The organism is Silvania sp. (genome assembly GCF_051656365.1).
GTDB lineage: Bacteria > Pseudomonadota > Gammaproteobacteria > Enterobacterales > Enterobacteriaceae > Enterobacter > Enterobacter hatchlandensis.
The window spans coordinates 64937-80610 of record NZ_JBOGBT010000093.1; the positions used below are offsets into that span (position 1 = coordinate 64937).

The window sequence follows — 15674 nt, forward strand, 5'->3', positions numbered from 1 at the left end:
AACAATTCAATATCAACTTGTTAATAAGCAAGGTAGGCACTTATGTTTGGAGCAGAACTCGTCGTCGTCCTGTTGGCGATATACTTAGGCGCAAGACTCGGGGGGATCGGTATCGGTTTTGCCGGTGGTCTCGGCGTGCTTGTCCTTACCCTCATTTTTCAAATTAAACCCGGTGCCATCCCGTTCGACGTTATTGAAATCATTATGGCGGTTATCGCCGCTATCGCCGCCATGCAGGTGGCGGGAGGTATGGACTACCTGGTGAGCCTGGCGGAGCGTATGCTGCGCCGTCATCCTAAATACATTACCTTCCTTGCTCCGCTGGTCACCTGGTTTATGACCATTCTGGCGGGTACCGGCCATACCGCATTCTCTACCCTGCCCGTTATCACCGAAGTTGCCAAAGAGCAGGGCATTCGTCCGTCCCGTCCGCTCTCTATCGCCGTTGTCGCCTCGCAGATTGCAATCACTGCTTCGCCAATCTCTGCGGCCGTGGTGTTCTTTGCCGGTATTCTCGAACCGATGGGCGTGAGCTACCTGACGCTGCTGTCGATCTGTATTCCGGTTACGCTGATTGCGGTAATGATCACCGCGGTATTCTGTAACTTCCTCGGCGCCGAGCTGAAAGACGATCCGGTATATCAGGAACGTCTGGCAAAAGGCGAAGTGAAGCTGCGCGGCAGTCAGGCATTTACGCTGAAACCGCACGCCAAGCGTTCCGTGCTGCTGTTCTTGATCGGTATTGTCGCGGTGATGTTCTACGCTACCGCCATCAGCGATACCGTTGGGCTGATTCAGAATCCGGTGCTGCCGCGTAACGAAGCGATTGTGGTGTTCATGCTGACCATCGCTACGCTGATCAGCATCACCTGTAAAATCGATACCAGCGAAGTGCTCAACGCCAGCACCTTCAAATCCGGTATGAGCGCCTGCGTGTGCGTCCTGGGTGTGGCCTGGCTGGGTGATACTTTCGTGAAGGCACATATAACCGATATCCAGACCGTCGCGGGCGACCTGCTGCATAACTACCCGTGGCTGCTGGCTGTGGTGCTGTTCTTTGCCGCAACTCTGCTTTACTCCCAGGCCGCCACCACCAAAGCGCTGATGCCTGCGGCACTGATGCTGGGCGTCACCCCGCTGACCGCCATTGCCTCTTTTGCGGCCGTCTCTGCGCTGTTCGTCCTGCCGACCTATCCCACCCTGCTGGCCGCGGTGGAAATGGACGACACCGGCTCTACCCGCATTGGTAAATACGTGTTTAACCACGCCTTCCTGATCCCGGGCGTGATTGCTATCACTCTGTGTGTGATCCTCGGATTCATCATCGGCGGTGTGCTGCTGTAAAACGCTTTTGGTTGTAAAAAGAGTTAAAGTCGGGCCGCTCTGCGGCCCGATTCATTAATGAGCACCGGTCCGCCGTGATATAGTGATTTTTTACGCTGAGACGAGGTCGACTTGTGAACACACATGACGCTGTTGTTGTACTCTGTACCGCCCCCGATGAAGCCACCGCCCAGGATCTTGCCGCCAAAGTGCTGGCAGAAAAGCTCGCCGCCTGCGTGACTCTACTTCCCGGTGCCACCTCTCTTTATTACTGGGAAGGCAAGCTGGAACAAGAGTACGAGGTGCAGATGCTGCTGAAATCCAGCGTGGCGAATCAACAGGCGCTCCTCGACTGTCTCAAATCCCATCATCCTTACCAGACCCCGGAACTGCTGGTTCTGCCAGTGCTCCACGGCGATAACGACTATCTCTCATGGCTCAACGCTTCCTTACGCTGATCCTGCTGCTGTGCAGCACGTCAGTCTTTGCCGGGTTGTTTGACGCACCCGGCCGCTCTAACTTCACGCCTGCCGACCAGGCTTTTGTTTTCGATTTTCAGCAAAACCAACATGAACTGAACCTAAACTGGCAGGTGAAGGAGGGTTACTACCTCTATCGCAAGCAGATCAGCATCACGCCCGCACAGGCGCAGGTGGGTGAACCCCGGCTACCCAAGGGCGAGTGGCACGAAGATGAGTTCTACGGCAAAAGTGAAATCTACCGCGGTCAGTTAACGGTGCCGGTTACTCTTCAACAGGCCGCGAAAGGCGCTACGCTGACGGTCACTTATCAGGGCTGCGCCGATGCCGGTCTGTGCTATCCGCCAGAAACCAAAATCGTCCCCCTGAGCGAAGTCACTGCTGCCGCTAAGCCTGCTGCGACGCCTCTCCCTGCCGTGCAGCCAGACATCGCACCTGAAGCCGCTGAGCGCCCATTCTCACCCCTCTGGGCAGTGTTAATAGGGATGGGCATCGCCTTGACGCCGTGCGTGTTGCCGATGTATCCGCTGATCTCCGGCATCGTGCTTGGCGGTAAGCAGCGCCTCTCCACAGCCCGCGCACTGCTGCTGTCATTTATCTACGTTCAGGGGATGGCGCTCACCTATACCGCACTCGGTCTGGTCGTTGCGGCGGCCGGGCTGCAGTTTCAGGCCGCGCTCCAGCATCCGTATGTCTTAATCGGGCTATCAGTGGTGTTTATCCTGCTGGCGCTGTCGATGTTTGGCCTGTTCAGCCTGCAACTGCCCTCTTCCCTGCAAACCCGCTTAACCCTGATGAGCAATCGCCAGCAGGGTGGCTCCGCAGGCGGCGTATTTGCGATGGGTGCCATCGCCGGGCTGATCTGCTCCCCCTGCACCACGGCTCCGCTCAGCGCGATCCTGCTGTATATCGCGCAAAGCGGAAATCTGTGGCTTGGCGGTGGCACGCTCTACCTCTACGCGTTGGGCATGGGCCTGCCGCTGATCCTGGTAACGGTGTTCGGCAACCGGCTGCTGCCTAAGAGTGGCCCGTGGATGGAGCAGGTCAAAACCGGGTTTGGTTTTGTGATCCTCGCCCTGCCGGTCTTCCTGCTGGAACGTATCATCGGTGATGTCTGGGGCCTGCGTTTGTGGGCGATGCTGGGCGTGGCGTTCTTCGGCTGGGCATTCATCAGCAGTTTAAGCGCCAGAAAGCCATGGATGCGCATTGTCCAAATCCTGCTGCTGGCCGCAGCGCTGGTCAGCGTACGTCCCCTGCAGGACTGGGCGTTTGGCGCACCTGCTGCGCAAAACCAGGCGCACCTGAATTTCATTCCGGTAGAGAGCGTCGACGCGTTAAATCGCGCGCTGGCGCAGGCACAGGGTAAACCGGTAATGCTCGATCTGTACGCCGACTGGTGCGTGGCCTGTAAAGAGTTTGAGAAATACACCTTTAGCGATCCGCAGGTCCAACAGGCGCTGAAAAATACAGTCCTGCTGCAGGCCAACGTCACGGCAAACAACGCTGAGGATAAAGCATTACTTAATCAGCTCAAGGTGCTCGGCCTGCCCACTATTCTGTTTTTCAACGAGCAGGGTGAAGAGCAGCCGGCACAGCGCGTAACGGGCTTTATGGATGCGGCGACGTTCACAGCGCATTTGCGCGATCGCCAACCGTAAACGACACTTTATGCGGGAAAGTGCAAAAGCATACGGAGGAGAAAACCGTGCAACGTGAAGATATTCTGGGAGCAACCCTGCAGTTACTTGAAATTCAAGGAATAGCCAGCACCTCACTGGAGAGGGTTGCCGAGCGTGTAAATTATCCTGTGGAAGAACTCAGTCTGTTCTGGCCCGATAAAGAGGCGCTGCTGTATGACGCCCTGCGCTATCTCAGTCAGCAGATCGATATCTGGCGCAGGCAGCTGATGCTTAACAGCGAGCTGACACCCCAGCAAAAGTTGCTGGCACGCTATACGGCCCTGACCGAATGTGTGCGCAATCATCGCTACCCGGGCTGCCTGTTTATTGCTGCCTGCACCTTTTTCCCGGATCCGGATCATCCGCTACACCAGCTCGCCGACCAGCAAAAGCGCGCCTCCCATGACTTTACCCATGAACTCCTCACGACCCTGGATGTAGACGACCCCGCTATGGTGGCGAAGCAAATGGATCTGGTGCTGGAGGGCTGCCTCAGCCGACTGCTGGTGAACCGTAGCCAGGCCGATGTCGATACCGCGCACCGGCTGGCAGAAGATATTCTGCACTTCGCCCAGTGCCGCAAGGGTGGTGCGCTGACTTAAGCCAGCATCCCCGCCCAGGCAGACATGAACAGACACAGCGCCATCAGGCGCTGAAAACGCACCATCGCCGCGGATGTGCGAAACAGCCGGTTCACCGCCTGCCCCAGCCATGCCCAGCACGCCAGACAAGCAACCGAGATCAGCAGGAACCACAGCGCCATCAGGGCGATATCCCGCAACGCATGCTCCCCCGCAGGCGCAAACAGGCTGACGACGGCCAGCGCCATCATCCAGGTCTTGGGATTGATCACCTGCAACAGCGCTGCCGCACGTGCGGTAAAGCGGGTATGCGTCTCGCGGGATAAGTGAGCTGCAGGCGCACAAAACAGCTGCCAGCTCATCCAGCTTAACCACAGCACGCCTGCCCAGCTCATCAGCTGGCGGATCAGCGGATACGTCTGCAATAACTCCCCCGCTCCGGCTCCTGAAATCAGCACAATGGCGCTGGCTGCGGCACAGGCGCTCACCAGTGCAGGCACCGTTGCCCTCACGCCATAATGCTGGCTGTTGGTCAGAATGAGGATGTTGGTTGGCCCCGGCGTAATGGACGCAACGAAAGCAAATAACAGAAACGGCATCAGACTCACAGGTGACTCCTTATTATCAGAGCCCTGACAGTGCCGTTATTTTCTGGAAACGTCTGGAAGGTTTGTGCACAACCGTCGGTAATGGGCAGGCGTAATGCGATAAGCCCGCTGAAACCAGCGCCCAAGGTGGCTTTGATCGGCAAAGCCCAGCGTGGCCGCGACATCAACGGGCTGATCCCCTCGTGCCAGCAGCTGCCGCGCTTTGGCCAGCCGCAGCTGGATAAGCCAGGCATGAGGGGCCAGATGGAACTCGCGCTTGAAGCAGCGCGTGAGCGTGAAGCGATCGGTGCCGGTCACCCGGGCGAGGTCGGAGAGGCCAATGTTGTCACCCAGATGGGCATACAGATAATCCCGCGCCCGATGGGCCACCGCTGCACTCTGCAGCGATGAGGGTATTCTTTTGCGCCAGTGGCAATGTGACGTCAGCTGGGCCAGCAGATTATCCATTGTGCTTTGCTGCACAATCTTCATCTCGTCATTGTGCAGCGTGGCAAAGGTGTCACCAATGGTACGGACCAGCGGCAGATCGCGCGTCAGGGTCTGGGCGAAATGCAGCGAGTAGCTGCCGGGTGTGGACTCATACAGGCCATGCAAGGTGTCAGTGAGCCAGCGCTCATCGAGATAGAACGTCAGATAGGTAAAGCCGCCAGCGACGGGTGCGTCACCGTCGTGGATCTCACCCGGCTCAAGCAGGAAGGCATCGCCAGGATGGCTCTGATGGCGCTCGCGGCGACAGTGGAACTGCTGGGTTCCGCTGAGGGTAATGCCCACCAGATAACTGTCATGCCAGTGTGGATCGTAGGCGTGCCCTTCAAAGTGCGCCTTGATTGTTTCAATCCCCGTATCTGCATGCTGTCGCAGCTCAAGCCAGTCATTCACTGTATCGCCCCATTTGCCGCTGTCAGCATTGCCTGAGCTTACCTGCGTGTCTGGAAGATTTGTGCAAAATCGACGCGCAAACCGACAGATTGCCGCAATCTTACGCAGTTGAACAGCTTTTGCCGAAATAAGGTTGACGCCCGGGCGTGATTACGGTTTAATTCGCCCCGTTGCCCGGATAGCTCAGTCGGTAGAGCAGGGGATTGAAAATCCCCGTGTCCTTGGTTCGATTCCGAGTCCGGGCACCACTATTTAGAAAAACCAGCCTCAGGGCTGGTTTTTTGCTTTTTAGCGTTCTGCCCTGCGCTTACTGCGCCCCGGTCTGCTGACTTTCAGACGGGATCTCAGCACCCTTTCCCTCGTCTAATGAAAATGACGTGTTGAAGTGGTCCGGGGCGACTTCAACGTGACCCCGTGATTCCTCCGCGTCTTTCTCTTTACGCGCGACTTCGTCCATGATAAGGCGATAGGCGATGTAGTATTTGTAGATGTTACTCACATAGGTAACGGTCTCAGCCCCGATCCGTTCAGCAGCCAGATATTCCACATTGCCAAACCAAACGTTGGGATCAAAGCCACGGGTCCTGGTTTCAGCCCGTAGCCGGGTAATGCGGGCCGCGCCCGCGTTATAAGAGGCAAACGAGAAGAGCGCCTTGTCCAGACGGGTCATCGGCTCATTACCGTAGTAACTGTCTATCATCCAGCGCATATATTTCACCCCCGCATGGATATTGGGATCCAGCTTACGGATGTCGCCCACTTTCAGTTCCTTGCCCGTACGCGGCATCACCTGCATCACGCCAATAGCACCGACATGGCTGCGGGCGGACTGGTCGAGCCGCGACTCCTGATAACCCTGGGCAGCCATCAGCAGCCAGTCTACGTCGTAGCGGTCGCCGTACTTCCTGAATAAATAGACCATTTTCAGCAGCTTGCGACGCTCCTTCTCTGCGGCTGCGCTTTTGACATAGTCTGCGTTCTTCGGTAGCGAAACAGCAAGGTATTGCCCAGTTTGCTGCCCTGGCCATTTTCCTTAACGAAGTCATTCAGCAGCGCGAGAAGTGCCGGGCTATTTTTGCGTACTGCCCACGCAATGCTGGCATCGTCACGCAACACAATGTTTTCGTGGATCTGAATTTTTGGAAATACCTGTTTCCAAAACTCAGCTTTATGGCGATCAACCACAATCAACAGGATGAGTCCCGCATTCACCATCTCGATAAGATCTTCATCTTCAAGTGATTCAGGTGCTTCTTCAAGAATAACGGGGGGAAGTGAGGCTTTTACAAAGCGTGCGTTAAGCGCTGTCAGGCTCTCGTAATAGCTCGATGAGCGGCGCACAAATACCGTCTTGCCCGAGAGTTGCTCCAGGGTGTCTACCCTGGGGGAGTAAGGGCCAGAGAGCAGCAGTTCCTGGACATTCGGATAGAGAGGGAGGGTGAAATCCACGAGTTTCTGGCGATCCGGCGTGAGGGTCAGATTTGCGGCGGCAATATCACCCCGTCCCTCGTTGAGGGCCTTGAACAGCTGATCGCGCGCCACCGGTACGAAGATAATACGTACTTTGAGATGGCGTTGTTTGAGCTTGTCCTCCTTCAGTAACCTGGCGTTGAGTTCACGTTCAAACTCCATAAACATGTCATGGGTGACACCGCGCTGGGTTCCCTTGTTGATGAAAAAGAAGGTCTTGCTGTACGTCGTCAATACGCGTATCACCCGGCGATCGAGCATCCCTGGCAGATCCCCCACCCAGGGTTTCAGCAGTTCCTCCCTGTTAACTTCGAGCGCCTCGCGCTCCTCCAGCGGAGGCTTAACGTGCTCAGACTTCGCAGGCGGTTGATTTTGCTCAGCAGAAACAGCATACGCAGGAACGACGAGCAGTAAGGCGGTGATAAGAGCGATGAAATAACGGTGAAACGCGAGGGCATTCATGGCGAGAGACTCCGCATGGCGCATCTCTTCATTTTAGCCAACGCCAGCCCTCTCTGGCGTACTTCGACAGTATCCAGAAACTGCATTCCATCTTTGATGACGTGTTTGAAAACACAAATTTTGCGCCGCCCGGCAGAAATCATTGAGCTGACTTGCATTTTTATACCTTGTGCACTGCACTCAAACTCAGGAAACAATCAATAACACCGGGTGAGCATGATGGGGATCAGCGGCGCAGCGTGGGAGGGGATGTACCTGAATAAACAAGGAACGTCCTTGTGAGCCTCGCGATTGAATTTGTCGGGATCCGCAAAGCATTTGGCCCGGTGCGCGTGTTGCATGGGGTCAGCTTTACGCTGGCGCCGGGCAAAATATATGGCTTGTTGGGGGAAAACGGGGCCGGTAAGTCGACCCTGATGAAAATTCTCTCCGGTTATGAGCAGGCCAGCGAAGGAGAGGTGCGCATTGACGGCACGGCCTGTCACTTCCGTTCTTCTCGTGATGCCGAACAAGCCGGTGTGGTACTGATCCATCAGGAATTCAACCTGGCTGAGCACCTCACGATTGCCCAAAATATTTTCCTCGGCCATGAATATAAACGGGGCTGGCTGCTGGATGAGCGCGCCATGGAAAAGGCAAGCGCGCTCCGTCTTGCCGACGTCGGCCTCAGGATCTCGCCCACTACGCTGGTCCGGCGGCTGATCGTCGCGGAGAAGCAGCTGGTCGAGATCGCTAAAGCCTTATCACGCCAGGCGCGTTTGTTAATCATGGACGAGCCCACCGCCACGCTGACCCCAGCGGAAACGGAGCGATTATTCGCGCTGATAGGCAAGCTTAAGGCAGATGGGGTCACCATCATTTACATCTCTCACAAACTTGATGAGGTTAAAGCCATCACCGATGAGGTCGTGGTGATGCGCGATGGCCGCTTCGTTACCCGCGCCGCCACCGCCGATCTTACGCGCCAGCAGATGGCGAACCTGATGGTAGGCCGTGACATGTCAGACATGTTTCCCCCCAAGCTTACACCCGCCAGAGAGGCCCCTGTGGCAATGGCCGTCGACGGGCTGTCAGTACCCGGCTGGATCGACGAACTCAGCTTTAACGTGCGCGCGGGGGAGATCCTCGGCTTCGCCGGACTGGTCGGAGCCGGACGTACTGAGGCTTTTGAAGCCATCATGGGGCTGCGGCCGCGCAGTGCCGGGGCGCTGACGCTGGGTGGAAAAAAAGTTCAGCCCAGGAATCCACGCGATGCCATGCGTCATGGCCTTACCTATATGCCGGAAGATCGCAAAGGTAAGGGCTTGCATATCAACCTGGGGCTGAGTGAAAACCTGACGCTGATGACCCTGGAACGCTACGCCACGCCGTTACTCAATCAGCGCGCAGAGCAGGAGGCGCTTGAGCAGGCGGTAACGATCTTTGGGCTCAAAGTGGGCGATCTTAACGCCAGGGCGCGCATGCTATCCGGGGGGAATCAACAGAAACTGGTGCTGGCCAAATTCCTGCACCCGGACCCGCGCGTTATCGTGCTTGATGAACCCACTCGTGGCGTCGATGTGGGTGCCAAAAGAGACATCTATTTTTTGATTCAACGACTTGCTGCTGAAGGACGCGCCGTGATTGTCATCTCCAGCGAATTGATTGAACTGATCGGTTTGTGCCATCGCGTACTGGTGTTACGTGCGGGACGGTTGCAGGCAGAGCTTAGCGCTGAAAAACTGAACGAAGAGGAGCTGATCACCTATGCCACCGGTACCCGCTGATCGTTTCCTGGCCTTGCGTCGCACCTGGTCGCACCTTTCGGGGCTTGGCCCGCTGATTGGGTTGATTCTGTTGTGCATCGTCGGCACTCTGCTCAACCCGGATTTTGCCACCCTCGATAACATGATGAATGTGCTGACCCGCACGGCTTTTATCGGCATCATCGCGGTGGGCATGACCTTTGTCATTATGTCCGGCGGGATCGATCTTTCGGTTGGCTCCATGGCAGCACTGATCGCAGGCTGTGTGATCCTGTTTATGAATCACTTCTCCGCTTCTCCGCTGGCTGGGGTGGTATTTGGGGCACTGTTTGCTCTGGTGCTGGGTGCCCTGTTTGGTGCCATGCATGGCGTGTTGATTACCAAAGGGCTGATCGAACCCTTTGTCGTCACTCTGGGTACCCTGGGTATCTTTCGGGCCTGCCTCACCTGGCTGGCTGATGGGGGCGCACTCACGCTTGCTGACACCCAGGCGGATATCTACAGCCCTGTCTATTATGGCAGTTTGCTCGGCGTGCCCATCCCGGTGTGGGTGTTTGCCATCGTGGCCCTGGCGGGCGGGATATTACTCAACCGTACCGCTTTTGGCCGCTATGCGCAGGCCATCGGATCGAACGAGCAGGTTGCCCGTTATGCCGCGATCCGCGTCGATCACATCAAAATCCTGACCTATGCGCTGCTCGGGTTATGTGTCGGCATCGCGACCTTACTGTATGTCCCGCGGCTGGGTTCCGCCACGCCGAGTACCGGCCTGCTGTGGGAGCTGGAAGCGATTGCCGCCGTGGTGGTAGGCGGGACGACCCTCAAGGGAGGGGAAGGCCGCATTGTCGGGACGGTGATCGGCGCCATCCTGCTTTCCGTGATCAGTAACATTCTTAATCTCACCAGCATCATCAGCGTTTATCTCAATGCCGCCGTTCAGGGGGTGGTGATTATCATCGTCGCGTTCCTGCAACGCGGGCGTTGAGGTAGTGGTAACAGAGGAAATCCGCGGCACGCGGGCAAACCGTTAGATTAACTGGAGATAACTCGATGAATAACGTGCTTCGCATTATTGGTGCCAGTGTCCTTGCCTGCTCGCTCAATACCAGCTGGGCGGCAGAGAGTGTAACGCTGGGCGTTTCTATTCCGACGGCCACCCACAGTTTCACCTCTGGCATCGTCTGGTGGGCTAACAAGGCCAAAGAGGATCTGGAGAAGGCGCACCCCGATCTCAAGGTCATCGTGAAAACGGCGGCCAACGCCCCCGAACAGGCTAACCAGCTGCAGGATCTGTTAACGGTCAACAAAATGAACACCCTGGTCATTTTCCCGTTTGAATCCGCAACGCTGACCAAGCCAGTGGCTCAGGTGAAAGATAAAGGGGTGTATGTCACGGTCGTTGACAGAGGATTAACCGACACCAAAGCCCAGGATGCTTACGTCGCCGGTGACAACACCGCATTTGGTAAACTGCCGGCCGAATATCTGGCGAAGACCATGGGTGGCAAAGGCGATCTGGTGGTCTTGCGCGGTATTCCAACCACGCTGGATAACGAGCGTTTTGACGCATTCTCTGCCGTGATCAAACAACATCCTGAGATGAAAATTCTTGATGCCAAATACGGTAACTGGAACCGGGATGATGCCTTCAAAGTGATGCAGGACTACCTCACCCGCTATAAGCATATCGATGCCGTCTGGGCTGCCGATGATGATATGGCGGTCGGCGTACTCAAGGCCATTGACCAGGCCAAACGTGATGACATCAAAATTGTCTTTGGTGGTGCAGGTGCCAAAGGGGCCATTAAAACGTTAATGGATGGAAATGATCCGCGCATCCAGGCGAACGTCTCCTATTCACCTAAGTTTATCTACGATGCGATCAAACTGACCGCAGAGGCGCGCCTGGCAGGCAAGGACCTACCAGCCAAAACCATTATTCCTTCGGTGTTGATCACCAAAGACAATGCCAAAGATTTCTACTTCCCTGATTCACCCTTCTGAGTTTGTGTAGATGCGGGGTGGGCTGATCGCCCCGCAACCCCCACTATCACCGCGTGATGAAGGAGTTGCGCATGAAAACCATCAAAGGACCGGCGATCTTTCTTGCACAATTTATCGGTGACGACCCGCCCTTCGATACGCTGCAGGGACTGGCTGGCTGGGCCGCAGAGCTGGGATTCACCGGGGTACAGCTCCCCACGAATCACCCCCATTTGTTCGATTTGAACCAGGCGGCACACAGCCAAACCTATTGTGACGAGGTAGCCGGACAGCTGGCCGAGCATGGGCTCGTCATCACGGAGCTTTCGACTCACCTGCAAGGGCAGCTGGTGGCGGTGCACCCGGCCTATGATTCCTTGTTTGACCAATTCGCGGCCCCCGAAATGCGCGGTAAGCCGACAGCACGTACCGAGTGGGCGGTTAATCAACTGATGGCGGCGGCGAAGGCCTCTCAGCGTCTGGGATTAACAGCACATGCCACCTTTAGCGGCGCCTTCGCCTGGCCTTATCTTTACCCCTGGCCGCAGCGACCGGCAGGGCTGATTGATGAAGCCTTTGCCGAGCTGGCGCGCCGTTGGCGTCCTGTACTGGATGCGTTTGATGAGCAAGGCGTTGACGTGTGTTATGAGTTGCACCCCGGTGAAGATCTGCACGATGGGGTGACGTTCGAACGTTTTCTGGCGGCATTGGATGCGCATCCACGTGCCAATATTCTTTATGATCCCAGCCACTTCGTATTACAGCAGCTTGATTATCTGGCATTTATCGACATCTATCATCAGCGAATCAAAGCGTTTCACGTGAAAGATGCGGAGTTTAGACCCACCGGCCGTCAGGGTGTGTATGGGGGATATCAGGACTGGCAGGATCGCGCAGGGCGTTTTCGCTCTCTGGGTGACGGGCAGATAGACTTTACGGCTATCTTCTCGAAGCTGACCCAGTATGACTATGCCGGCTGGGCCGTGCTGGAGTGGGAGTGTGCTCTCAAACACCCACAGAGCGGGGCTGCTGAAGGGGCGCAATTTATTCGCCAGCACATTATTCGGGTGGCGGATCATGCCTTCGATGACTTTGCCGATAGCCGCCTCGATCCGGCTCAGCTATCCACCTTACTGGGGCTGGGAGCTAAAACATGAATCGCCGTCTGCGTCTTGGCATGGTGGGAGGAGGACAAGGTGCTTTTATCGGTGCTGTACATCGACTGGCAGCCCGGCTGGACGACCGCTACGAACTGGTCGCGGCGGCCCTCTCAGGCGATCCTGGCAGAGCAGCGGCCAGCGCGGCTGAACTGAGACTGCCGCGCAGCTACAGCGATTATCGCGAAATGGCCCGGCAGGAGTCTGCCCGTCCGGACGGTATAGACGTCGTCGCTATCGTCACCCCTAATCATCTGCATGCCCCTGTGGCCACCGCTTTTCTGGAAGCCGGTATCCACGTGATCTGCGATAAACCGCTGGCGCTGACGCTCGCGGAAGGAGAGGCCCTGGCCGCGCTGGCAAAACGGCAGCAGCGGCTGTTTGCCGTGACCCACACCTATAGCGGTTACCCGATGGTACGCCATGCTCGCGCCCTGGTGGCGGCGGGTGAACTCGGCGAGCTGCGTTATGTGCAGGTGGAGTATCTTCAGGACTGGCTGGCAGAACCGCTGGAGGCCAGCGGTAATCGTCAGGCGGCCTGGCGCACCGACCCCGCCCGATCCGGTCAGGCCGGTTGTCTGGGTGATATCGGCACCCATGCCTGGCAGCTCGCCGCCTTTGTCAGCGGCCAGTTGCCGGAGACGCTCAGCGCCGAGCTACACACCTTTGTACCTGGCAGACGGGTTGATGATCATGTTCAGGTCTGGATGCGTTATTCCAATGGGGCCCGGGGTGCACTGGTCGCAAGTCAGGTCGCCAGTGGCGAGGAAAACCGCCTGGTACTGCGCATCTACGGCTCCCGTGCCAGTTTAGTTTTCAGTCAGGAGGAACCGAACCAGCTGTGGTTTACCCCACTTGCGGGTCAGGCTCAGCGGCTAACCCGGGGACGTAGCCTGAGTCCGGCAGCAACACATGCCACCCGTGTACCAGCCGGTCATCCTGAGGGTTATCTGGAGGCGTTCGCTCAGCTGTATACCGATGCCGCACTGCGCATTCATGCCATGCAGGCGGGAGTTCCTCCCCCGACTGAGACGGACGATCTTCCCTGTGTGGAAGAGGGAGTGAACGGCATGCGTTTTATTGAAGCAGTGCTGGACAGTCATCGTGCAGGGGGGGCCTGGATACCCTTATAAATCCAACACCGGCCCTGTCTTACAAAGACAGGGCCCAGGGAACATTCGTGGCCACTCCCTTCTGATCGAGGGGATTCTGTTTCCACCATCAGGTTAGCTCAACATCCCCTTGTTCCCCCTCATTCATACTCTCTGTGCTGTGAATGAGTCGGATCGCCAGATAGAGGTCTGGCACCAGAATCATGTCATCATCTTTCATTGTGGGCCGACTTTCCTTAAACCAGCGGGTTAACTCCGTTTTCCGGCCCGCAAGGATTAACGTAATCTGTCGGCTTTTCAGGTCACGCTTTAACTCATTAATAGTGGCTAAGACGCTGATATCTGGATGGGTAAAGCAGGCAACGGCATCAATTACCACCCACTTCGGTTGTCGCGCTGCACCATCGACTAAATTCAATACACGGCGTTTGAAATAAGCCACATTAAAATAGGTCAGTGGTGAGTTAAATCGATACATCAGCACGCCGGGGATCATTTTTATATCAGTGGTGTTGCCTAACGAGTGGATCATTCCATGTTCGTCCGTTCCTAACAAATGCTCAGAAGGACGAAAGACCGTGCGCAGGAACTGCAGCAGGCCAAGTAACACCGCAAGACCGATCCCCTGGATAACGCCGATAATTAAAACGCAGACGAACGTGAAACAGGCCAGGCGAAAAGCTTGCTTATTTCTTCGCCTCAGGCTCCATAGCCCGCGTAAATCAATCAATGACCAGGAGGCATAAATTAAAACAATCCCTAATGCAGATACCGGGATGTATTGTAATGGCTGGGTGAAAAACAGCACAACGATGCCAATGATGACGGCGGCGACAATGGAAACCAGCTGGCTTTTCCCGCCACTGGAATCATTAACCGCAGTTCGGGAATCGGCGCCACTAATAGCAAATCCCTGAGATAAGCCCGACATAAGATTCGCCAGACCCAGCGCTCTGAACTCAGAATCGGCATTAATGTCGTAGCCATTTTTCGCAGCGAAACTGCGAGCCGTCAGCATCAGGCTGACAAAACTGACCAGCGCCAGGTTCAGCGCAGGGATCACTAAATCACGCATCAGAGCAGGCTGGAACGATCCCCAGTGAACGACGGGTAATCCAGACTGGAAGCCAACGCCACCAATAGTGGCAATACCATACTGTTGCGCCGATGTGGCCCATACCAGTGCCGTAGTGATCACAATGGCAACCAACGGGGCTGGCCAATGTCTGCGAAACGTTTTGATCGCCATTAAAATCACTAACGTTAAAACGGATATCCCGAAGGTTAATAAATGGCCTTCTGAAATTCGTCCTGGCAGAGCAATGATTTTCTCGATGACCTGCTCTTCATTAAGCTGGATCCCAAAAACCTTGCCTAATTGCCCGACGATAATCGTCACGGCAACGCCGTTAAGTAAACCTGTCAGAATGGGATGGGAAAGCAGATCGGCCAGTGCCCCAAGGCGAAATTTACTGGCAAGCAGGCACCATCCTCCCATCATCAATGTCATGACAATCGTCAGTTGCCAGTGAAGTTCGGGGTTTCCGGCGGACAGAGGAACCACAACGGCCGCAATGACCGCACAGGTCGTTGCATCAGGGCCAACAATAAGCTGACGGGAAGAACCAAACAGCGCATAAGCGATCATCGGCAAAACGCAGGAATACAGCCCTACGATAGCCCCTACACCTGCCAACTCAGCATAAGCAATAGCCACCGGAAGTGCGACGGCAGCCACGGACAAACCAGCCTTAATGTCTTGTTTTAGCCAGCTTTTCTCGTACGCTAATAAGTTTTTCAACCCTGGCATGTAGTTTAATAAAACGTTTCCAGACACGTTCTTCTCCGCATATCTCCTCACTTAGAGATAAAGATACACGGTACCGTCGCGGTCGATCCTGATATTTTCGGGGTAAAACAAGAAACCTAAACGACGAACTCAGCATCATTTAAAGCGATTCAGGCTGGAAAAAAGCGATACGGAACTGTATTTTTTCCGTAAAAAACAGACGCAAAAAACCCCGCACCTTCCGGTACGGGGTTCTTCTTGTTTGATGCCTGGCAGTTCCCTACTCTCGCATGGGGAGACCCCACACTACCATCGGCGCTACGGCGTTTCACTTCTGAGTTCGGCATGGGGTCAGGTGGGACCACCGCGCTAGTGCCGCCAGGCATATTCTGTTTTGTTAACCGTTG

Annotated in this window: 12 protein-coding genes, 1 tRNA gene, 1 rRNA gene and 1 pseudogene; 10 read left to right on the forward strand and 5 right to left on the reverse strand. The window is 55.9% G+C overall.

Annotated features, from left to right (window positions below):
- The first annotated feature begins 42 nt into the window (after positions 1–42).
- From ACRDD5_RS17940 to ACRDD5_RS17955, 4 genes are all read left to right on the forward strand, one after another.
- Positions 43–1344: an anaerobic C4-dicarboxylate transporter gene (locus ACRDD5_RS17940; protein ID WP_271283332.1), complete on the forward strand. Its 1302-nt coding sequence runs from the start codon at positions 43–45 to the stop codon at positions 1342–1344.
- Between the two features lie 113 nt (positions 1345–1457).
- Positions 1458–1781 carry a divalent cation tolerance protein CutA gene (gene cutA, locus ACRDD5_RS17945; RefSeq protein ID WP_271267857.1) on the forward strand — a complete coding sequence of 108 codons (324 nt, stop codon included), beginning with the start codon at positions 1458–1460 and terminating at the stop codon, positions 1779–1781.
- Complete coding sequence (locus ACRDD5_RS17950; protein ID WP_438677549.1) at positions 1757–3460, forward strand: protein-disulfide reductase DsbD; 1704 nt, start codon at positions 1757–1759, stop codon at positions 3458–3460. The genes cutA and ACRDD5_RS17950 overlap by 25 nt, the downstream gene beginning before the upstream one ends.
- Positions 3461–3507: 47 nt before the next feature.
- On the forward strand, positions 3508–4083 hold the full coding sequence (locus ACRDD5_RS17955; protein ID WP_271283334.1) for a transcriptional regulator: 576 nt from the start codon (positions 3508–3510) through the stop codon (positions 4081–4083).
- Here ACRDD5_RS17955 and ACRDD5_RS17960 read toward each other — a convergent pair.
- Positions 4080–4670, reverse strand: a complete 591-nt coding sequence (locus ACRDD5_RS17960) for a LysE family translocator (RefSeq protein ID WP_438677550.1) — start codon at positions 4668–4670, stop codon at positions 4080–4082. The genes ACRDD5_RS17955 and ACRDD5_RS17960 overlap by 4 nt on opposite strands.
- A gap of 36 nt (positions 4671–4706) precedes the next feature.
- Positions 4707–5549 carry an AraC family ligand binding domain-containing protein gene (locus ACRDD5_RS17965; protein ID WP_438677551.1) on the reverse strand — a complete coding sequence of 281 codons (843 nt, stop codon included), beginning with the start codon at positions 5547–5549 and terminating at the stop codon, positions 4707–4709.
- Between the two features lie 172 nt (positions 5550–5721).
- On the opposite strand from ACRDD5_RS17965, the gene ACRDD5_RS17970 reads away from it, so the two are divergent.
- Positions 5722–5797: transfer RNA gene (locus ACRDD5_RS17970), tRNA-Phe, on the forward strand.
- 59 nt (positions 5798–5856) lie between these two features.
- On the opposite strand, the pseudogene ACRDD5_RS17975 reads toward ACRDD5_RS17970, so the two are convergent.
- Positions 5857–7481 (reverse strand): annotated as a pseudogene (locus ACRDD5_RS17975) (transglycosylase SLT domain-containing protein).
- A 278-nt stretch (positions 7482–7759) separates the two neighbouring features.
- On the opposite strand from ACRDD5_RS17975, the gene ACRDD5_RS17980 reads away from it, so the two are divergent.
- From ACRDD5_RS17980 to ACRDD5_RS18000, 5 genes are all read left to right on the forward strand, one after another.
- A complete protein-coding gene (locus tag ACRDD5_RS17980; protein ID WP_438677552.1) occupies positions 7760–9247 on the forward strand; it encodes a sugar ABC transporter ATP-binding protein in 1488 nt (495 codons plus the stop codon).
- Positions 9228–10211, forward strand: a complete 984-nt coding sequence (locus ACRDD5_RS17985; RefSeq protein ID WP_438677553.1) for an ABC transporter permease — start codon at positions 9228–9230, stop codon at positions 10209–10211. Before ACRDD5_RS17980 ends, ACRDD5_RS17985 begins: the two co-directional genes overlap by 20 nt.
- Before the next feature lie 65 nt (positions 10212–10276).
- Positions 10277–11230 carry a substrate-binding domain-containing protein gene (locus ACRDD5_RS17990; RefSeq protein ID WP_438677554.1) on the forward strand — a complete coding sequence of 318 codons (954 nt, stop codon included), beginning with the start codon at positions 10277–10279 and terminating at the stop codon, positions 11228–11230.
- Positions 11231–11301: 71 nt separating this feature from the next.
- Entirely contained in the window at positions 11302–12366 is a 1065-nt protein-coding gene (locus tag ACRDD5_RS17995; protein ID WP_271280571.1) for a sugar phosphate isomerase/epimerase family protein, read from the forward strand.
- The gene (locus ACRDD5_RS18000; protein ID WP_438677555.1) at positions 12363–13499 is read left to right on the forward strand and encodes a Gfo/Idh/MocA family protein; all 1137 of its coding nucleotides are present in this window, start codon (positions 12363–12365) and stop codon (positions 13497–13499) included. The genes ACRDD5_RS17995 and ACRDD5_RS18000 overlap by 4 nt, the downstream gene beginning before the upstream one ends.
- 88 nt (positions 13500–13587) lie before the next feature.
- Here ACRDD5_RS18000 and ACRDD5_RS18005 read toward each other — a convergent pair whose 3' ends face one another.
- Together ACRDD5_RS18005 and rrf are read right to left on the reverse strand one after the other, a co-directional pair.
- Positions 13588–15288 carry a SulP family inorganic anion transporter gene (locus tag ACRDD5_RS18005; protein ID WP_438677556.1) on the reverse strand — a complete coding sequence of 567 codons (1701 nt, stop codon included), beginning with the start codon at positions 15286–15288 and terminating at the stop codon, positions 13588–13590.
- A gap of 246 nt (positions 15289–15534) precedes the next feature.
- Positions 15535–15650, reverse strand: a 5S ribosomal RNA gene (rrf, locus tag ACRDD5_RS18010).
- Positions 15651–15674: the final 24 nt, after the last annotated feature.